Source organism: Ornithinibacillus jepli (assembly GCF_047228935.1).
In the GTDB taxonomy this organism is placed as follows: domain Bacteria; phylum Bacillota; class Bacilli; order Bacillales; family Amphibacillaceae; genus Ornithinibacillus.
The window spans coordinates 669,543-688,537 of record NZ_JBFEGG010000001.1 but is presented as its reverse complement, the minus strand read 5'-3'; the positions used below and the strand labels follow the sequence as shown (position 1 = coordinate 688,537).

Below are 18,995 nucleotides of genomic sequence, written 5' to 3'. Positions count from 1 at the left end.
TTCTCCTCACTTGTACCTGAATTTAACCTATGCTAATACGCTCTTTTGGATAATGATAATCACCTGATTTTCTTGTTTTCTTAAACATGAATAGGAAAGTTATAATCCCTACTCTTCCTATAAACATTAGAATCATTAATAATATCTTAGTCATGGTTGATAACTCTGAAGTGATACCTAAGGATAGACCTACCGTTCCGAACGCAGATGTAACTTCAAACATAATTTGGGTTATGGTAAAAGGTTCATAAGTAGAAATAATTAATATAGACATAAACACCATTAGTATTGCCATTAATGTAACCGTAACAGCCTTCATAAGATCTTCTTCATGTACTTCTCTTCTAAAAATTCGGATCCCACTGCCACCACGTGCATATGTAATAATGAAAATGACTGCTAAAGCAAATGTAGTTGTTCTTATTCCGCCTCCTGCACTACTAGGGGAAGCTCCAATAAACATTAAGAATGACATCCATAAGTGATTAGACTCCGATAATTCACTTACGTCCATAGTTGAAAGCCCGCCACTTCTTGTTGTAACCGACTGGAATAACGAATAAAACAATGACTCATGCCAAGTTTTTCCTACAAAAAACTGGGTTATATCTAATAAATAAATACCAAGTGTACCAACCAATATTAAAATTGCAAAAGTCAACGTTGTTAATTTAGTAAACAGACTAAAATGAACTACCTTCTGATTTTGATTACGAGAAAATAAAAAGTTTTTCACTTCGATTAAAACAGGAAAACCTATTGCTCCAAATATGATAAGTAAAATATTTATAAACTGTACAAAGTAATCATATTTGAACGGAACTAAAGACTCACCTGTTATATCAAACCCACCATTGGTAACAGCACTAATTGTTCCAAAAAAACCATGTAAGTATGCTTCAGCTGGTGAAGAGTAATATTTTAAAAAGTATGTACCTAATATTAGAAAGGCAATAAATTCAACAGTAATTAATACTAGGATAATTTGTTTAATTAATCGAACCATTCCCTCAAAATTCGTTTGGTTTTGATCCGTCATAATTAATTGGCGTTCCTTTAGACCTATTTTTTTTCCTAACAATAACCATATAAAAGTTCCAATAGCCATGACACCAACAGCACCAAGCTGGAGGATAAATGCAAGTATAAAAATACCAACTGTACTTAACGTATCGGCAATTGTAATCGTACTTAATCCAGTTACACTTAGCGCACTAACCGCAGTAAATACGACATCAATAAATTCTACGTCTACCCCATCTTGGTAAACAATAGGTAAACTCATCAGGGCAGTAGAAAATATAGCTGCTATTAAGTAAAAAAATAAAATGATTCGTACTGGTGATAACGTATTAATCCACCTAGCAAACGATTTTGGTAAAAACATGTATTTACAGACTCCTTGAACTACCCTAATTGATTAGAGAAGTACTTTCATTTTAATTATAGCACGATTCAAAAAATTGTCCTCTATTTTCGACAATTTCTCTAAATCCTTATACAATAAACCATACAACATTCAAAAATTATAACGAAAAGAATCGATTTTGACAAAGAAACAAATAAACTGGAGGTTATCATATGAAACTAACCGCATCTCTCGGACAAAAAATTATAAATGAAACAAAGAAATTAATCAATGAGAATATTATTATAGTTAGCGATGAAGCAATTATTATAGCTAGTACCGATATATCAAGAATTGGTGATTTTCATGAAGGAGCGCGATTAACAATAAAGAACAATTCCACCACCATTTTAACCGCTGAACATGTTAGAACTATGAAAGGCATAAGACCGGGTGTAAACTTACCAATATCTATTGATAATAAAGTGATTGGTGTAATAGGCATAACTGGTAATCCTGAAGAAATAATTCCATTTGCTTCACTCATGAAAAAGATGACCGAACTACTAATACGTGAAAGCCTATTTATACAAGAAACCGAGTGGCATGCTCGGGCAATGGAAGCATATTTCTTTGAATGGGTACAGTTACGTGAATTAACGGATCAATTTTTAAATCGAGGTAGTCTTCTGAATATAAATATTTCCCCTCCATTAAGATGCACTGTTATACAATTAAACACTTCCAACAACTCAGATAGATTAAATGAAATACTTAAGCTTTTATTATTAAAATTTGAATGTATCGGAATTCGTTGGGGCCATAACCGAATAGTTCTTCTTAATGAAGAAGACAAAATGAATGGATTAAAATCATATAAGGAACTACTTACCTCATTCCAGAGCTACATTAGTTCGAAGTTAGGAATCAGTATAACAATAGGTATCGGAACAAAATCGGATTCCTTACTCATAAAAGATTCCTATCAAAAGGCAACGAAAGCATTAAAACTTTCACCTCCTTCTGCTATTACAGCATATGATGATTTATTATTAGAATCTTGTTTAGATGAAGTAGGAAGTTTAGTAAGAAAAGAATTCACAACAAATGTACTTTCAAATCTATATAAGGAAGAATCATTATTACATACTTTGAAAATCTACTTAAGAAATAATTTGAATATGAAATTAACTGCAACTGAACTTCATATTCATATTAATACACTACATTATCGTATTAATCGTATTGAACAGCTAACCGGTCTTAATCCTAAAGAATCCTATAGTATTGCTGTTTTCTATATGGCTTTTTATTTCTTGGAGGAAAACCTAAAAATCTAGTCAAATTCTTAACCATTTTCGTATAAATATCTATATCCATACAATAGATATTATTCTAAAATAAAAGTAAAAACATTTAGGAGAATGTCTATGATAGCAAAACAATTGAAGGAACAGCTAATAGCAATTGTTGGAAAGGAAAACGTTCAAGATTCTAAAACTAGTTTATTAATGTATTCTTATGATGCTACACCTGGCTTTCAATCCTTACCAGATGCTGTAGTATCACCGAAAAACACTGAAGAAGTTTCACAAATCGTAAAGCTCTGTAACGAACATAAAATTCCAATTGTACCACGAGGATCCGGTACCAATTTAAGTGCGGGAACCACTCCATTATACGGAGGAATTGTTCTCTTAATGAAACATTTCAACAAAATAATAGAAATCGATGAAGAAAATTTAACTGTTCGCACCCAGCCCGGGGTAATTACACAAACGCTTATGGAAGCAATTGATGAGAAAGGATTATTTTATCCACCAGACCCTAGTTCCATGAAAATTTCCCAAATAGGTGGAAATATTAACGAAAACTCTGGCGGACTTCGCGGACTTAAATATGGTGTAACAAGGGACTATGTTCTGGGACTTGAAGTGGTATTACCTAACGGGGAAATTATTCATACTGGTGGAAAGCTTGCAAAAGATGTTGCTGGCTATGATTTAACACGATTATTTGTTGGTTCTGAAGGAACTTTAGGAATTGTTACAGAAGCAACGTTAAAGCTCATTCCCAAACCAGAAACTAAAAAAACAATGCTAGCTCTCTATCAAAGTTTAGACGCTGCTGCTCGGACAGTTTCTCGTATTATAGCAAATCGAATTATCCCTGCAACTTTAGAATTTTTAGATCAACCTACCCTAAAAGCTGTAGAAGATTTTGCTCAGATAGGTTTACCAACTAATGTTAAAGCTGTTTTGTTAATAGAACAAGATGGTTCAAAATCAGTTGTTGATGATGATATGGAGAAAATAGCAAGCATATGTCGTGATAATGAAGCAGTAGAAGTAACCCTAGCAAAGTCTATTGAAGAAGCTGAAGCATTAACAACAGCTAGAAGATCTGCTTTATCTGCTCTTGCTCGTTTAAGACCAACTACTATTTTAGAAGACGCTACAGTACCACGTTCTGAAATAGCTAAAATGGTAAGTTTTATACAAGAAATTGCAGAACGTTACAATGTAACCATATGTACATTTGGTCACGCCGGGGACGGAAATCTTCATCCTACCTGCCTAACGGACATTCGTAATAAGGAAGAAATGACCCGTGTTGAAAAAGCTTTTGAAGAGATTTTCATTAAAGCGATTGAATTAGGCGGAACTATCACAGGAGAGCATGGTGTTGGAGCTATGAAGTTACCTTACCTTCATTTAAAAGTTGGAGAAGCCGGTATAGAAGTTCTGCAAAATATAAAAAAGGCACTAGATCCTAATAATATTATGAACCCAGGGAAAATGTTTTTATTACCTGATAAAAATCGGGTGGTGGTTAAAAAATGATGAATACAATAGAAAAGACAAGAATTTCTAACGAATTTAAAGAAAAAATGGATTATGATGAATTATTAAATTGTATGCGCTGTGGCTTTTGTCTACCAAGCTGCCCGACTTATATTGAATCTGGGATGGATGAAGCTCATTCCCCTCGTGGTAGAATTGCGATGATGAAAGCAGTTGTAGATGGGGATATAGAGCCAGATGAAGATGTTAAAAGATCATTGGATTTATGTTTAGGATGTAGAGCTTGTGAACCAGTATGTCCTTCAGGAGTTAAATACGGTCATCTTTTAGAACAGGCACGAGATATCATATATCAAAATAAGAAACAGACTTTACCTGTCAAAGCGGTCCGAGGACTAGTATTTAACAACATTTTTCCTAATCAAAACAGAATGATTTCTGCTACTAGTTTACTAGGATTTTATCAACGGTCTGGATTACAAAAGGTAGCAAGAAAAAGTGGTATTATGAGCTTTTTCCCTGAATCATTAAAAACAATGGAGAAAGTACTCCCTAGCGTACCGAAGAAAAAAGAATTGAAAAACCGACCAAAACATCTCCTTCCTTTACAAGAACAGAAGAAAAAAGTTGCTTTCTTCTCGGGATGTTTAATGGATACTCTGTTTATGACAACCAATGATGCGACAATGAAACTTCTACAATATGCTGGTTGCGAAATTGTTATACCAGAATCACAAAATTGCTGCGGGGCTCTTCATGGTCATAGTGGTGAACGGAACAAGGCACAAGAAATGGCAAAGAAAAATATCGAAGCATTTGAAAAAGCAGATGTTGACTATATTATTACAAATGCAGGTGGTTGTGGAGCATTTTTAGTCGATTATGGATATTTATTAAAAGATGATTTAGTGTGGAAGAAAAGAGCAGAACGTTTTTCAAATAAAATAAAAGATATTACCAGCATTCTTGTTGAGTTAGACTTTGATAAAGAACGGTTAAAATTGCCAAATCAAATCGTTACCTACCAAGACTCATGTCATCTAAAAAATGGGCAAAAAACATTCATGGAACCACGTAAATTATTGCAATCGATTCATGGCGTATCCTATGTAGAAATGCATGATGCAAGTAGATGTTGCGGTTCTGCAGGTATTTATAATATTGTTGAGTCGAAGATGTCGATGCAAATATTAGATTACAAAATGGAACAAACAAAAAAGACAAATGCCAAAACAATTGTAACTGCAAATCCGGGTTGTCTTCTACAAATGAAGTTGGGTATTGAGCGTGAAGGATTGTCTGATTCAGTACGTGCCGTACATATAGTGGACTTCTTATTAGAGGCATTTGAAACTACTCATTAAATAGGCTAGGCAGAGGTTTGGTCTAGCCCATTTTATAGTAGCTGCTTAAATTTCTCTAATAATTCTTCCCCTTGATAACCTTGATTAATTAACTCTCCAAGCATTTCTTCAATTTTACTTTTTCTTTTATCTACTATCGTTCCCATAAAAATCACATTAATCTGTTTGCCAATCTTATTAATACTGTCAATAGAGGTAATAAAGGTTGCAGGTGCATTGGTTACTTTAGATATCTTTACTTCGACCATGACTTGGTCACGCCTTGTACTTAAATCTTCAAACCATTCTAAGTACTTTCTATCCATAAATGCTTCTATAAGCCATGTGTTTTTATCATCTTCTCTGTTGATTATAAGACCGTCAATTAATTCAATATCTGTCTTTACTAGCTCCTCATGTTGACTCTCAACAATTTGTAACTGTTTTAAAAGAAACGTTTTCATCTTTATCCCCCTCTCTTCCTTCTTCATTTAGTTTAGTTTACCAAATCTTTTTTATAAAAGATAACGATTAGATTAAGAAAAGGCACACTAAAAAGATTATTTATATTCTTAATTACAGGATTACTGTATAATAATATTAAAAATTATACACTTTATAGGAGTGTTAAATGATATGAAAAAATTGCTTGGCATTTTACTATTTTTCCTAGTTATGGGTGTTGGTTGTAGCAACAATGAACCAGCAATTGTCAAGGTCGATATTAATCCGGATGAAGCAAATGAAGAGCCAGAGCTTATTGAGGAAATTATAGAAGATGAAATCGTTGACGAATTTATTGAGTTTACAGTTGATGATGAAGTCATTCGTGTAAATTTAAAACAAATTCCAATATTAAAAGCATATTTACAAGGAGTAGAAGAACCCAAAACAGTAATTGAAAAAATGAAAATCGAGAAACTGTTTAATAAAGATAACAATGAAATATACTTACTGCAATTTTCTTGCCAACAAGACCAATGTTCTTATTTGTTACTTGATCAAAGTAGTGATAATACTGGACACTTAGTAGCAGATTTAGCTTCTTTTGAGGATTTTATTATATCTCCTGAGGAAAGCAAAATGTTATTAAAATTTAATAGACCGTCCAATCAAGAATATCCCCTTTCGAATATAGTGGTAATAGACCTAGTCGATTGGTCTGTCTTAACTTTAGAGAATGAAGAAATAATCAATAATTTATTTGACTATAATTGGCCCATACTTAATGCTAGTTGGGTTGATGATGAAACAATTGCTATATCAGTACCAGATTCCATCCCAATTAATAGTGAACAAGTGGAAGACGGAAATGAAGAATTGAATGAAGTCTTATTCCATATAAAAGGAAATTAATATTGCCAGTTTTTTACTTGGTTATTTCCCACTTATTTGTAAATTACTAAAGGTGTTCCATTAGGAGCACCTTTTTTAATATGGATACACCAAAAGTTTTTTAAAGCGCTGTTCCAACCACCTTAAACTTTCAATCTGAGGAGGACTATATATGACTGTAGGGAGTCAAATTAAACAAGCAGTGGCAGGATTAAAAAGTGTCCAAGCTAGCTTCGAGCAGTTTGCATTACAAACTGAAAACAAACAGGCAAAACAATTATATGAGCAAGCTGCACAACAAGCGAAAAGTATTTTAAACACTGTGGAGCCACGCGTACAACAGATTGAACAAGAAGAACCACAATATAAAGGTTTTTAATTAGGGGGAGACACACTCCCCTCTTCTATCAATAAAAGAAATAGGTGAAAAGAATGAGTAAAAGGCTGTTTCTGGTATTATTTGGGGTCATTGTATTTTTCATACAAGGCTGTGCGAATGAAGACACTTCACGAGATTTTTCTAATAATCACAATAATATTACTCAAATTTCAGCAAAAAATACGTATGACCAAACCATTTCTAACGAAGCGAAACAAACTCTATCCAAAAAAGAAAACATTACAAAAGTGGTTGCTGCAAATACGGATAAGATACTCATTATCGGAATTGAAATTCCTCACCACGAAAGATTTGGATTACAAAAAATGAATAAGAAGCTATCAAAAGAAATGGATGATAAATTTAAGGATACGGATATTCGAGTTGAATTAGTTACAGATAAAAAAATAATAATTGAATTAGAAAAAATAGAAAACAAACTACGTACTAACGATATGACAAAAAAAGAATTAGAAAAAAAACTAAAACACATAAGTAAGCTTTTAAAGGAACAGACATAATACTAACTAATTAGTTTGCATGAAAGAGGGATACGAATGGCAGATAAAAAGAAGAAAAACCTACCACCTCAAGCACAAAATTATCAGGCATTTCAAGAAAAACGAGAAGTAAAACGACCTATTGTAAAAAATTGTATAAAAGCATTTCTAGTTGGTGGATTTATATGTCTTATCGGACAACTTATTTCAACATTTTATATCTATTTCTTTGACTTTACAGAACAAACAGTTGGAAACCCAACCGTTGCAACTTTAATCTTTCTTACGATGCTACTAACTGGTTTTGGGGTATATGATCGAATCGGTCAATTTGCAGGTGCTGGTTCTGCCGTTCCAGTTACTGGGTTTGGAAATGCTGTTATTTCCGCAGCTATTGAACATCGGACAGAAGGTTTTGTCCTTGGTGTAGGCGGTAATATGTTTAAGTTAGCGGGGTCCGTTATTTTATTTGGTGTATTTTCTGCTTTTGTCGTGGCATTAATAAAAACAATTATTATGACCTGGGGTGGATTTTAAAATGCTTACAGGACACAGTACGTGGATATTTGAAAACAAACCAGTAATTATATCTACTGGAACAGTAGGTGGTCCATTTGAAGCAAATGGTAAAATTCCACATGCTTTTCACATATTGCATGATGACATGTGGTTAGAACAAGCTTCCTTTGAAAAAGCTCAACAAATGATGATGGAAGAGGCATGTCAATATGCGATAAAAAATAGTCCGATTGACAAAGAGCAAGTATCTTTTTTTATTAGCGGTGACTTAATTAATCAAATAACACCATCAAGCTTTGCTGCAAAGACATTAGGCTCACCATATTTCGGATTATTCAGTGCTTGTGCAACATCAATGGAAAGCCTAGCTCTTGCAGCTTTTATCATTAATGGAAATGGGGCAGAGTACATTCTAAGCGGAACTTCTAGTCATAATGCAGCAGCAGAAAAACAATTTCGTTATCCAACAGAGTACGGCGGCCAAAAACCACCTACTGCACAGTGGACTGTGACAGGAGCCGGTTGTGCCTTAGTTGCAAAATCTGGCAATGGTCCACAAATAACCTCTGCTACTATTGGGAAAATAGTAGATATGGGCATGTCAGATCCTTTTAATATGGGTGGTGCTATGGCTCCTGCTGCAGTGGATACGATAATTACTCATTTAAGAGAACGAAATATTGATGCATCTTATTATGATCTCATTATTACTGGAGACCTTGCACATATTGGTAGAGAAGTTGCTTTAGACCTTCTCCATAAAAACGATATTACAATACCAGAAGAAAAATTTGTTGACTGTGGGCTAACTGTTTACCGAGAAAATCAACCAGTATTAGCAGGAGGAAGTGGTCCAGCATGTTCTGCTGTAGTGACTTATGGGCATTTTCTAGAGTTAATGAAAAAGGGTGAATTGGAGAAAATATTAGTTGTTGCAACCGGTTCGTTACATTCCCCTCTTAGTGTGAACCAAAAAGATTCTATACCATGTATCGCCCATGCCGTATCTATTGAGATAGGGAGTGATATTATATGATTTTTTTCTGGGCATTTGTTATCGGTGGAATCATTTGTGTAATTGGACAAATTATGTTTGATGTCTTCAAACTTTCACCTGGACATACGTTAAGCATACTTGTAGTAGCGGGGGCTATTTTAGATGGGCTAGGCTTATATGAGCCATTAATTGATTTTGCAGGAGCGGGTGCTACTGTACCGATTACAAGTTTCGGTAACTCATTAGTACATGGAGCGATGCAAGAAGCAGAAAAGCATGGAATTATCGGTGTTGTTACAGGAATGTTCGAGGTTACAAGCTCTGGTATTTCAGCAGCGATTATATTTGGATTTATCGGTGCTCTAATTTTCAAACCTAAAGGGTAATGAGAAAGGACGGTATGTTTTAATGACAGTAGCTTCACAAGTGAAAACCTGCTTTGCAACAATAAAAAACATTGAAGCAACTTTGGGAATGTTAGCTAGCCAAACGAATGAACTAGAAGCAAGTAAAAAGTATAAGGAAACAGAAAAAGTCATCCGTGAAATTAAAGAAGCTTTAGAGAAGCAAGTATTATTATTGGCTAGAGAAGAACCTCAATACAATAAGTAGAAAGGAAAATACTGATGCCAGATTGGATTCAAATTGCCTTAAGATCGATAACACTACTCGTTATTTTGTTCCTTTTTACCAAATGGTTAGGAACAAAACAGTTATCCCAATTAAATATATTCGAATATATTTCTGGAGTTGTATTAGGGGGTATTGTAGCCATTCATGTAAGTACTTTGGATAGTCCTTTATATTATTCATTAATTTCCATGTCGATATGGTTCCTCATTCCCTATGCAGTTGAATTTCTCTCATTAAAAAGTAAGGCATTTCGAAACTTCGCTCAAGGAAGAAGTACTGTATTAATCCAGAACGGAAAAATTATGGAGGATAATTTAAAAAAGGAACATTATTCAACTGATGATTTATTAGAAAGTCTTCGGGATAAAAACATATTTCGAGTTGCCGATGTAGAATTTGCTGTGATGGAACCTACAGGAAAATTAAGTGTGCTACCGAAAAAAGAAAATCGCCCATTAACAGCAAAGGATCTCGGATTAAAACTTGCACCTGATAAACAACCTGAAACCGTGATTATGGACGGAAGACCACTTCTTGAACCTTTAGCTAACCTTTCATTGAATCCAACATGGTTAGAAGCCGAACTAGAAAAAATGAATGTCAGTATCGAAAATGTATTTCTAGGTCAAGTAGATAGTGATGGCCAACTGACTGTAGACTTATACGATGATAAAATTGCAGTGCCGACCCCAACGCAAAAACCACTTCTACTTGCAAGTATGAAAAAATGTCAAGCAGACTTAGAACTATTTGCCCTTTCGACCAATAATGAAATGACAAAACAAATGTATCAACAAAATAGTGAAAAATTACAAAAAGCTATTCAAAATATTGAACCATTTTTACGATAAACCCTACTCCATATAGGGTTTAATTTTTGGGATATGTTACATAATTTAACCTATTCTTGGAAATCGTAAGACAAAACAATAGTTGGTGATACTTTTTATGGTAAAGAGATTTATTAGAAGGTCATACAAAAAGGAAGAAAGTGTTTCAACAAAGAATGAGGAAAGCGTGTATAAGATAACAGAGATAAACCCAAATTTAACTATTACAGTTGATGCTTTTAAAAAGGTCTATTCTTATCCAGATAATCAAGATGTTATTCTGAGAGACCTTCTTATTTCAGGAACAGATAAAAAAGCAACTATATTATTTATTAATACCATAACTAATACAAGAGTAATTGACGACTATATTATCACGCCATTGCTCCAAAACAATGACCCTACCAAAGGAATCAATGAAATTGTTACCATCCAGTCTATTCAAGAAAACAATAACATTAATGACATTGTATTAAAGGTAAACAATGGATATGCTGCTCTTTTTATTGAAGGAGAGAGCATAGCATACTTACTCGATGTAGCAAAGTTTGAAGGTAGATCTATAGAGAGAACAGAAAATGAAAAAGTTGTAAAAGGCCCAAACGAAGCATTTACGGAAAAGGCTTCTACTAACATATCCCTAATTCGAAAAAAAATTAAAAGTTCAAATTTAGTTGTCGAATCACTAATAATCTCTAAACGCTCTAATAACGACCTTTATATTCTATATATAAAAGACTTAGCAAATGAAAAGTTATTACAAAACGTTAAAGACCGGGTAAATGCCTTAGATGTTGATTCCATTCAAAACCTTAGTTTATTAGAACAACAGATTGAGGAACGGAAATATTCCATCTTCCCTACCATTTTGTATACAGAAAGACCTGATCGTGCTACTTCGTTTTTAGAGGATGGATATATCGTATTATTAATGGATAATTCCCCTGACTCTTTAGTTTTACCTGCAACATTCTGGTCATTTTATCACTCTTCAGAAGACCATTATTTACGATTTCCATACGGAAATTTCACAAGACTGTTGCGTATTCTTGCATTGTTTATTACGTTATTTACCTCTTCGCTTTATGTCGGAGTCGTAACATTTCACTCTGAAATGGTACCTCCTGATTTATTATTAGCGATTGCTGCAACAAGAGAAAAAGTCCCCTTTCCTGCTGCAATAGAAGTAATTCTAATGGAAACTGCTTTTGAACTCATTAGAGAAGCAGGTTTACGGGTACCTAGTCCTATTGGGCCAACAATTGGTATAGTTGGTGCACTCATATTAGGGCAGGCTGCTGTTCAAGCGAATATTGTTAGCCCTATCGTAATCATTATTGTAGCTTTAAGTGGACTGAGCTCCTTTGCCATTGGTGATCTTAGCATGAATTTCACCATACGAATTGCAAGAATTTCACTTATTTTTGCATCTAGTTTCATGGGCTTGTACGGATTAACAGCCTTGTTTACTATGGCATTATTTTATATGGTTTCCATCAAATCCTTTGGGGTCCCTTATCTGTCACCATTAACTCCACATTATACATCATCAAATGATAAAATCTTCCGAAAGGTACTACAGAGGGAAACCTATCGACCTGGCTACGTCAAGCCAAAAGATATCAAAAAGAAGTAAGCGGGGTTACTATGGAACAATCTAAACAATTAATTGGAATAAAAGAATATATTGCAATTATCTTACTTATGATAGCAACGAAATTGACAGATGATACTCCTGCGATTTTATTTGAACATACGGATAATACTGGCTGGATGACTCCGCTAATTAATGGTCTAATAATTGCGATTCCAATTTTATTGTTGACGAAGGTTGTTACCAATTACCAAAATCAAAGTCTCTTCGAAGTGACTGAAAATATACTTGGAAAATTCCTTTCTTCAATTATTATGTTTGTCTTATGGATCATGATATTTATTGCCTTAGTGATTGATTCTACTATCTATACCGATATAATTGGAACGATGTACTTTATCAAAACACCAACTATCATAATATATGGCATATTAATGGTTGTTTGTGCATACGGGGCAAAAAGAGGCTTTGAGCAGATTGGTTCGGTAGCATGGACCGTACTTCCCTATTTACAGGTTTCGTTAATTTTCGCCCTATTTTTGTCAATCGGTAAAGGAAATTCCTCTTTTCTATTTCCATTATTAGGTCCTGGTCCATGGGAGATTATGAAGGAAAGTTCGCTCAGACTATCAATTTATGCTGATTTTCTATATTTATTTTTTTGTATCCAAATATCAAAAATGAGAAAGTCTTTAAAAAAGGGACATGGATTGGGCTTATATTGGTAACCTTAAATATAGCCTTGTCCATGGTTTGCTACATATTATTATTTGATTATAGAAATGCTATGCAATTGAATTATCCATACCATGAATTAATCAGGACTATTTCGGTTGGCTTTATTACAAATATGGAAACATTTTTTCTACCATTTTGGTTAATTGCTTCATTTGTACGATTTAGTATTTACTTATATATTACAGCACTTTTATTTGGGAAAGTATTTCGAATAAAGCATTTTGAATACGTCATTCCGTCTATTGCTACCTTAGTTGTATTCATCGGATTAATTCCAGAAAGCCCAAACCTCACTATATTTTACATTAGTGACCCATTCTTAATTATGTCATCGGTAATTATTTTCATATTCCCTTGCTTATTATGGTTCGTCGCTCTACTTAAAGGAGAGTTTAAACGTGAAAAGAAGAAAAAAATGGGATAAGTTATTATTTTTATTCTTTACTCTTCTTATCCTAGCAGGATGCTGGGATCAGAAAGAAGTGGAAGAACTTGCTTATGTCATAGCAATTGGAATAGATAAAGCGGAAGACAATGACAATTTGGTTAGCATCACTTATTTGATTTCTAATCCTGAAGCTGGTTCTGCAGCAGAATCCAGTAATTCCGGTGAACCTGCTAGGGAGATTATCACTTTTGATGCAGCCGACTTCATTTCTTCTAGAAGTTTGGCAAATACTGTAATAGCGAAGCAAATTACGTATGATCTCCTCCGTATGATATTGGTATCAGAAGAATTTGCAAGAGATGATCAGTTTATTAGGTGGATATATGACGCAACGAAGTCTATGGAAATTAGGAGAGATGTTACGTTAATTACAACAAAAGAAAATACTTCCACATTCTTACAAAATAATACACCTTTACTTGAAACAAGACCACATGAATATTTCGAAAAAATACTGGACACTGGAGATGAAATCGGTTCTAGCCCCCCTTCAGAACTAAATACTTTCTTTCGAATAACAGAGGCTGATGCTGATCTATTTTTATCGAAATATGCTACGACCGAAAAAGAAAATGACAGACAATCTAAAGAAGATCCAGATAACATTACATCAGGACAATTCCATTTCAAAGGTGAGACAAACAATACACAGTTTGTAGGATCCGCGGTTTTTAAAGAAGGTAAAATGATCGATACACTAACAATTGAGGAAACAAGGATGGCCTATTTGCTGAATCCTACTTTAAAATCAGGCTATTTCCTAGCAACGTTTGAAGATCCATTTGATGAAAATTATCGGATAGTTAGTCGTATTGAGGCTGATGGGCCATTAAAGCTAAAAATGGACTTAAAAAGTAATACACCAAGTATAAAAGTGACAGTTCCGCTATTATTTGAAGTTGTGTCAAATCACAGTATGACAGATTATACAAGGAATCTTGATAAAAGAGATAAATTAAAAGAAACATTAAAGGAATACATGGATAAGAAATTGGAAGACTTTATTAAAAAGACACAAGAAGAGTATATGGCAAATCCTTTTGGTTGGTCGTTATCAGCGAGAAAACAATTTAGTACAATTTCTGCCTGGGAAAACTTTGATTGGATGAAAAGGTACCCAGAAATCAAAGTTGATGTAGCTGTACAAGCTAGACTTGGCAAATTCGGGAGACAGAGTGACTTGCCTAGGCTAGAGGAGGTAAAAGATTGATATTGATGACATGGGTAGTTATGATAATTATGTTTTTCTATACAATGGGGTTTTCTATAACACTTTGGAAAGGTAAAAGCAAAATTGGTTCTATAGCCGTGTGTATTCTAGCAATAGGAATAGTAATAGCACCTTTTTTTACTGTACTAAGATAAATCTTAGTTGGGAAAAAGAATTTCAAGATTAGAAAAATTATAAAGTTCTTGTATATATACGTACTTATTTTTGTAAGTGCCTGATTTTTCCTTTTTCCCAACATCATTTTCTTTAGTAAAGTTTACCTTGACGATATAGGATAGTTGATAATTTCATTACAGCATGTATATAACAGTTTTGTCTTAAAGGGAATGGATCATTAAAGAATTGTGGTAAAACAGCTTCAAAGGTGTCACTCATCTTTTCATACAATTTTTCAAATACTTCATCCTCTTGGTAAAACTGTGTTTCTCTACCTTGCAACCACTCCAGATAGGAAACAATTACTCCCCCAGCATTAGCTAATATATCCGGGATGATAACGACCCCTTGTTCACTTAAATAGTCATCTGCTTCCGTTGTAACCGGTGCATTGGCACCTTCAACTATTATTCTAGCCTTTATTCCCTTCTTGTTATTATCATGAACTTGATTTTCTAATGCTGCTAAAAATAAGACATCCATATTTAAAGACAGTACGTCTTCTCGATTAAGAATTTCCGCCTTAACACCTATATGTTTTAACTCCATATCCGTTGTTGGAAGATCTCCATGATTGGAAGAACAAAATTTCACTAATGATGGAATATCTAGTCCTTCCGAGTTATGAAGTGTAACATTCCGGTCACTTACCGCTACTACTTTATTATTTAAATAATTGCATTGGTAAGCAGCAAGTGCAGCAACAGAACCGACATTTCCAAATCCTTGTACGGCTACTGTTAATGGTTTACTTTTTAAAGCTAATACAGTCTTTGCAAATTTATTATCTCGCTCCGAAACCCAAGTTTCATGTTTTTCTAGAAAGTCATGCATGAGATATCGGAATGTGTAGTAAACTCCTTTACCAGTCGCTTCTCTCCGTCCTAATGACCCACCATTTTCTACGCTTTTACCAGTAAAACTACCTCGGTATGATTCCCCTGGACGTATACTTTTGTATTCCCCCATCATCCAGTCCATTTCCCGTTCTCCAGTACCTACATCAGGAGCAGGGATATCTTTATCAGGGCCTAAAATATCACTGAAATACTGTACATATTTCTTACAAATTACGTACAGATCTTTTTCACTGTATTCCCTGGGGTTAATGATCACCCCGCCTTTACCACCACCAAATGGCACCTGATGTAAGGCGTTTTTAAGCGTCATTAAAGAAGCAAGATTTACTACTTCCTCCTCGTTGACCGATTCATGAAAACGAATACCACCTTTATATGGTCCTAATATATTATTATGTTGAACTCTAAAAGCAGGGATACGAACAACTTGACCATTCTCTAGTGCAATTCTTAAATATGATTTATTGACATGGTTTGGAGTGGAGAGAATCGAAAGTAAGGACGTAAATGCTTTCGTTCTCCTCTCCCCATTTAGTTCTGGCAAAAATGCTTGATTGTCAACTAAAGCTTGTAACGAATCTTTTACAATATCAACAGTTTGATTTGTCATGTGAAAACCCCCAACTGAATATTCTACCTTTTAATAAGATTGTAACAAATTCAATTGGAGAGACCAATTAATATTATTGAAATTTACAGAATGAACACTGCTACAAGTACCATCACAAATAAACCTAAAATGACAGGTATAAAGTTTTTACGTACTAAGTCCATAACCGAAACACCACAAAATCCAGCTATAGCAATAAGTGAAGACCAAGCGACAATCGTTCCTCCACCAGTCCAAATTGCTCCTAATTGCCCTATAGCAGCTAGTGTTCCAGCATCCATCCCCGGCGTTTCAAGAGATGCAGCAAGCGCTCCTGTAAGTGGCAACCCAGAGAAACCAGAGCCATCTAATCCAGTAATTATTCCAATTACTAAAACACTAATTGCAGCCAATAATGCACTTTGTGGAAGAAACTCTTGTGTTGACTCTACAAGACCAAACAATAAGGATGGTCCTTCCTCTACTCCTAGAATGCTACCCGAAAAATCTCCGCTACCAAGGAAGAAAAAACCTGCTATAGGAATGACTGGTCCCATCGCCTTAAACGCAAATACAAAGCCGTCCGTGATATGATTTGTAATATAGTCTAGAGCATGATGTTTTCCAAAGGCTATAGTGGAGAGTAATAATAGAATAACAGCAACCCCTCCGACAAATGCCGCTCCATCTCCCCCTACTAAACCACCTCTTCCACTAAAAAGCTTATTGTACATCATATAAATGACTACTACTAAAAGACTTAATGGAACAAACACCGCAAATACTCTACTCCATCTTGTGAGATTATTCGTCTTTGCTTCATTTTTTGAGCTTTCAGCAGTATTAAGTGTGGTCAATTCTGATGTATTTAATGGATCGTTCTTAGAACGAATTGATTTTCTATTTAAAACATAAGCCAAAAGAATTGCTACCCCACCTGCAATTAACGATAATACCAAAGCCTTATCCGCTACCAAACCTGCATCGATCCCTGCTGCAGTAGCTGAAAGACTAGGAGCGACCTGTACGATAAAATCTGAAGATAAAGCCATCCCTTGACCAGCTAGAGCAATTGCGACCGCTGCAACAATTGCAGGTAACCCTGCTCTCACAGCAGCCGGAACAAGTAAAGCACATATTAATGGTACGGCAGGAGTAGGCCAAAAAAAGAGTGAAATTATATAAGTTGTTGCTACTAATACAAAGAACGAAACATGACCATTTACCATTATTTTTTCTATTGGTTGAATCATGCGAACGTCAGCACCTAAATCCTTTAATGAATTAAGTAACGCCAGCATAAACGTAATAATTAAAAAAATACTAAATAACTCTTGTGCAGCTATTAAGTTAGCGTTAAAAATTGCAGTAAAGCCATCTACAAGGCTACCATTATATACCCAAGCAATAACAAATGTACCGAGTAATGTTGGAAGAACTACACCCTTGCGGAATATCATCGTAACAATAATAGCAAGTGTAAATATACCATATAGCCAATGGGCTAATGTAAGCTCCATACCCATCTTCCTTTCTCACCGTTGTGCTATAGCCTATGCGAATTACCTACCAGCGGTGATTGGAAGACATTTAGATTCAGTAGTTCTAACGTAAAGCTATTTAATTCCAATGATAGTATGCACTATTAAAGATTAATATCGACTAAGTTAATCCTTTTCTAATAGTTGTACGCAAGACATACAAAATAGTTCTCCACCTTCATGAACTCCATTAAGAAAACCATTTTCACAATATACTTCTTTCCCACAGCTATTACACTTTCCTACTAATTCTTTCATGGAAACACCTCCTTTTTAAAAAAAGGTAACCTCTATGTAGAGATTACCTTGTTGTGAGCGGAATAAAATATTCAGAGATTAAGCTGCTGATAACAATGTTTTTGGTTGCTTATGAAATAAGAAATAAATCCCGATTGTACAAATAACTATAGACGGTAAAATATAGCTAATATTGTATAACAACGAGTATATCCAAATATTCATTCCATCAATTGCTGATTCAAAAAATACTATACCTGCTACAAAATGCGCAAGAAATCTAAGCATTGAACCAATAATGACGCCTAGAAGGATATAGGAAAAGTAAGTTTTTGTATTCCCTTCTTTTATAGCTTCCTTTATTTTACTAGCAAAAATACCAGCAAAACCTAATACTGTAAATGCAACTAAATAATCAATTGTTCCTTGTAACCAGTGCATAATCCAGGCGCTACCTGTTACAATTTGTAATAGACCCCATAAAAAGCCTGATAGCAACCCACCTTTTACTCCCCAGCGGAATGCAACAATAAAAATTGGTATCATTGCTAACGAAATTGAACCACCTTGGGCCCATATTTTAAATGATAGAAATGGAACTAAATCTAACACTAAAGCAAGTGCTGTAAAAATTGGAACTTCAATTAAAAATAGTGTGCGTTTAGAATTCACACCGATTTCCTCCCCTAAATTGTATTTTAAAAATCTTATAAATTGATTTTCAAACACAAAAAAAGCAATGCCAAGGGGAAGCTTCCTGATGGGGAATTTCCGCTCACATTGCTAATAATTCCATCAAAAAAGCCACCATCCCTACGCTAGTACTAACTAACAGGTTCAAAGGGTCAGAACAAATTGTTCACTCTCAGCCTACCGGCTCCCCCTGTGGACTATTTCATTCACTTTTTTTGCT

General features: G+C 34.6%; 19 protein-coding genes, 1 pseudogene and 1 riboswitch. Of the genes and pseudogenes, 14 read left to right on the top strand and 6 right to left on the bottom strand.

Going from position 1 to position 18,995, the window contains the following annotated elements; genetic code table 11:
• Positions 1 to 22: 22 nt before the first annotated feature.
• Positions 23 to 1,387, bottom strand: a complete 1,365-nt coding sequence (locus AB1K81_RS03595; RefSeq protein ID WP_412975280.1) for a TrkH family potassium uptake protein — start codon at positions 1,385 to 1,387, stop codon at positions 23 to 25.
• A gap of 194 nt (positions 1,388 to 1,581) precedes the next feature.
• Here AB1K81_RS03595 and AB1K81_RS03590 point away from each other — a divergent pair, with 194 nt between their 5' ends.
• From AB1K81_RS03590 to AB1K81_RS03580, 3 genes are all read left to right on the top strand, one after another.
• The gene (locus tag AB1K81_RS03590; RefSeq protein WP_412975279.1) at positions 1,582 to 2,688 is read left to right on the top strand and encodes a CdaR family transcriptional regulator; all 1,107 of its coding nucleotides are present in this window, start codon (positions 1,582 to 1,584) and stop codon (positions 2,686 to 2,688) included.
• A gap of 90 nt (positions 2,689 to 2,778) precedes the next feature.
• Positions 2,779 to 4,191, top strand: a complete 1,413-nt coding sequence (glcD, locus tag AB1K81_RS03585; RefSeq protein WP_412975278.1) for a glycolate oxidase subunit GlcD — start codon at positions 2,779 to 2,781, stop codon at positions 4,189 to 4,191.
• On the top strand, positions 4,191 to 5,516 hold the full coding sequence (locus tag AB1K81_RS03580; protein ID WP_412976109.1) for a (Fe-S)-binding protein: 1,326 nt from the start codon (positions 4,191 to 4,193) through the stop codon (positions 5,514 to 5,516). The genes glcD and AB1K81_RS03580 overlap by 1 nt, the downstream gene beginning before the upstream one ends.
• A 32-nt stretch (positions 5,517 to 5,548) precedes the next feature.
• Here the strand turns inward: AB1K81_RS03580 and AB1K81_RS03575 are convergent, their stop codons facing one another.
• The gene (locus AB1K81_RS03575) at positions 5,549 to 5,959 is read right to left on the bottom strand and encodes a YwpF family protein (RefSeq protein WP_412975277.1); all 411 of its coding nucleotides are present in this window, start codon (positions 5,957 to 5,959) and stop codon (positions 5,549 to 5,551) included.
• Between the two features lie 172 nt (positions 5,960 to 6,131).
• On the opposite strand from AB1K81_RS03575, the gene AB1K81_RS03570 reads away from it, so the two are divergent.
• The 11 genes and pseudogenes from AB1K81_RS03570 (at position 6,132) to AB1K81_RS03520 (ending at position 14,678) form a co-directional block, all read left to right on the top strand.
• Positions 6,132 to 6,851: a hypothetical protein gene (locus tag AB1K81_RS03570; RefSeq protein ID WP_412975276.1), complete on the top strand. Its 720-nt coding sequence runs from the start codon at positions 6,132 to 6,134 to the stop codon at positions 6,849 to 6,851.
• A gap of 151 nt (positions 6,852 to 7,002) precedes the next feature.
• Entirely contained in the window at positions 7,003 to 7,209 is a 207-nt protein-coding gene (locus AB1K81_RS03565; RefSeq protein ID WP_412975275.1) for a DUF1657 domain-containing protein, read from the top strand.
• Positions 7,210 to 7,262: 53 nt separating this feature from the next.
• A complete protein-coding gene (locus AB1K81_RS03560) occupies positions 7,263 to 7,730 on the top strand; it encodes a hypothetical protein (RefSeq protein ID WP_412975274.1) in 468 nt (155 codons plus the stop codon).
• A 36-nt stretch (positions 7,731 to 7,766) separates the two neighbouring features.
• Positions 7,767 to 8,246 (top strand): stage V sporulation protein AC, encoded by a 480-nt coding sequence (gene spoVAC, locus AB1K81_RS03555; protein ID WP_412975273.1) that lies wholly within the window; start codon positions 7,767 to 7,769, stop codon positions 8,244 to 8,246.
• 1 nt (position 8,247) lies between these two features.
• Positions 8,248 to 9,264, top strand: a complete 1,017-nt coding sequence (gene spoVAD, locus AB1K81_RS03550; protein ID WP_412975272.1) for a stage V sporulation protein AD — start codon at positions 8,248 to 8,250, stop codon at positions 9,262 to 9,264.
• The gene (spoVAE, locus tag AB1K81_RS03545; protein ID WP_412975271.1) at positions 9,261 to 9,611 is read left to right on the top strand and encodes a stage V sporulation protein AE; all 351 of its coding nucleotides are present in this window, start codon (positions 9,261 to 9,263) and stop codon (positions 9,609 to 9,611) included. The genes spoVAD and spoVAE overlap by 4 nt, the downstream gene beginning before the upstream one ends.
• Positions 9,612 to 9,633: 22 nt before the next feature.
• A complete protein-coding gene (locus AB1K81_RS03540; RefSeq protein WP_412975270.1) occupies positions 9,634 to 9,837 on the top strand; it encodes a DUF1657 domain-containing protein in 204 nt (67 codons plus the stop codon).
• Positions 9,838 to 9,851: 14 nt separating this feature from the next.
• Positions 9,852 to 10,709: a DUF421 domain-containing protein gene (locus tag AB1K81_RS03535; RefSeq protein ID WP_412975269.1), complete on the top strand. Its 858-nt coding sequence runs from the start codon at positions 9,852 to 9,854 to the stop codon at positions 10,707 to 10,709.
• 97 nt (positions 10,710 to 10,806) lie between these two features.
• Positions 10,807 to 12,324: a spore germination protein gene (locus tag AB1K81_RS03530; RefSeq protein WP_412975268.1), complete on the top strand. Its 1,518-nt coding sequence runs from the start codon at positions 10,807 to 10,809 to the stop codon at positions 12,322 to 12,324.
• 11 nt (positions 12,325 to 12,335) lie between these two features.
• Positions 12,336 to 13,444, top strand: a pseudogene (locus AB1K81_RS03525) (GerAB/ArcD/ProY family transporter).
• Entirely contained in the window at positions 13,419 to 14,678 is a 1,260-nt protein-coding gene (locus tag AB1K81_RS03520; protein WP_412975267.1) for a Ger(x)C family spore germination protein, read from the top strand. Before AB1K81_RS03525 ends, AB1K81_RS03520 begins: the two are co-directional and overlap by 26 nt.
• Positions 14,679 to 14,945: 267 nt before the next feature.
• Here AB1K81_RS03520 and AB1K81_RS03515 read toward each other — a convergent pair whose 3' ends face one another.
• From AB1K81_RS03515 to thiT, 4 genes are all read right to left on the bottom strand, one after another.
• A complete protein-coding gene (locus AB1K81_RS03515; protein WP_412975266.1) occupies positions 14,946 to 16,325 on the bottom strand; it encodes a Glu/Leu/Phe/Val family dehydrogenase in 1,380 nt (459 codons plus the stop codon).
• Between the two features lie 83 nt (positions 16,326 to 16,408).
• Entirely contained in the window at positions 16,409 to 17,824 is a 1,416-nt protein-coding gene (locus tag AB1K81_RS03510) for a hypothetical protein (protein WP_412975265.1), read from the bottom strand.
• Between the two features lie 147 nt (positions 17,825 to 17,971).
• A complete protein-coding gene (locus AB1K81_RS03505) occupies positions 17,972 to 18,103 on the bottom strand; it encodes a hypothetical protein (RefSeq protein ID WP_412975264.1) in 132 nt (43 codons plus the stop codon).
• 78 nt (positions 18,104 to 18,181) lie between these two features.
• Positions 18,182 to 18,754 (bottom strand): energy-coupled thiamine transporter ThiT, encoded by a 573-nt coding sequence (gene thiT / locus AB1K81_RS03500; protein WP_412975263.1) that lies wholly within the window; start codon positions 18,752 to 18,754, stop codon positions 18,182 to 18,184.
• Between the two features lie 120 nt (positions 18,755 to 18,874).
• A riboswitch (TPP riboswitch) is annotated at positions 18,875 to 18,976 on the bottom strand.
• Between the last annotated feature and the right edge of the window lie 19 nt (positions 18,977 to 18,995).

Excerpts from the sequence above, each read along its gene's own strand:
- AB1K81_RS03595 (WP_412975280.1), bottom strand. The coding sequence starts at position 1,387 with ATGTTTTTACCAAAATCGTTTGCTAGGTGGATTAATACGTTATCACCA.
- AB1K81_RS03590 (WP_412975279.1), top strand. The coding sequence starts at position 1,582 with ATGAAACTAACCGCATCTCTCGGACAAAAAATTATAAATGAAACAAAG.
- glcD (WP_412975278.1), top strand. The coding sequence starts at position 2,779 with ATGATAGCAAAACAATTGAAGGAACAGCTAATAGCAATTGTTGGAAAG.
- AB1K81_RS03580 (WP_412976109.1), top strand. The coding sequence starts at position 4,191 with ATGAATACAATAGAAAAGACAAGAATTTCTAACGAATTTAAAGAAAAA.
- AB1K81_RS03575 (WP_412975277.1), bottom strand. The coding sequence starts at position 5,959 with ATGAAAACGTTTCTTTTAAAACAGTTACAAATTGTTGAGAGTCAACAT.
- AB1K81_RS03570 (WP_412975276.1), top strand. The coding sequence starts at position 6,132 with ATGAAAAAATTGCTTGGCATTTTACTATTTTTCCTAGTTATGGGTGTT.
- AB1K81_RS03565 (WP_412975275.1), top strand. The coding sequence starts at position 7,003 with ATGACTGTAGGGAGTCAAATTAAACAAGCAGTGGCAGGATTAAAAAGT.
- AB1K81_RS03560 (WP_412975274.1), top strand. The coding sequence starts at position 7,263 with ATGAGTAAAAGGCTGTTTCTGGTATTATTTGGGGTCATTGTATTTTTC.
- spoVAC (WP_412975273.1), top strand. The coding sequence starts at position 7,767 with ATGGCAGATAAAAAGAAGAAAAACCTACCACCTCAAGCACAAAATTAT.
- spoVAD (WP_412975272.1), top strand. The coding sequence starts at position 8,248 with ATGCTTACAGGACACAGTACGTGGATATTTGAAAACAAACCAGTAATT.
- spoVAE (WP_412975271.1), top strand. The coding sequence starts at position 9,261 with ATGATTTTTTTCTGGGCATTTGTTATCGGTGGAATCATTTGTGTAATT.
- AB1K81_RS03540 (WP_412975270.1), top strand. The coding sequence starts at position 9,634 with ATGACAGTAGCTTCACAAGTGAAAACCTGCTTTGCAACAATAAAAAAC.
- AB1K81_RS03535 (WP_412975269.1), top strand. The coding sequence starts at position 9,852 with ATGCCAGATTGGATTCAAATTGCCTTAAGATCGATAACACTACTCGTT.
- AB1K81_RS03530 (WP_412975268.1), top strand. The coding sequence starts at position 10,807 with ATGGTAAAGAGATTTATTAGAAGGTCATACAAAAAGGAAGAAAGTGTT.
- AB1K81_RS03515 (WP_412975266.1), bottom strand. The coding sequence starts at position 16,325 with ATGACAAATCAAACTGTTGATATTGTAAAAGATTCGTTACAAGCTTTA.
- AB1K81_RS03510 (WP_412975265.1), bottom strand. The coding sequence starts at position 17,824 with ATGGAGCTTACATTAGCCCATTGGCTATATGGTATATTTACACTTGCT.
- AB1K81_RS03505 (WP_412975264.1), bottom strand. The coding sequence starts at position 18,103 with ATGAAAGAATTAGTAGGAAAGTGTAATAGCTGTGGGAAAGAAGTATAT.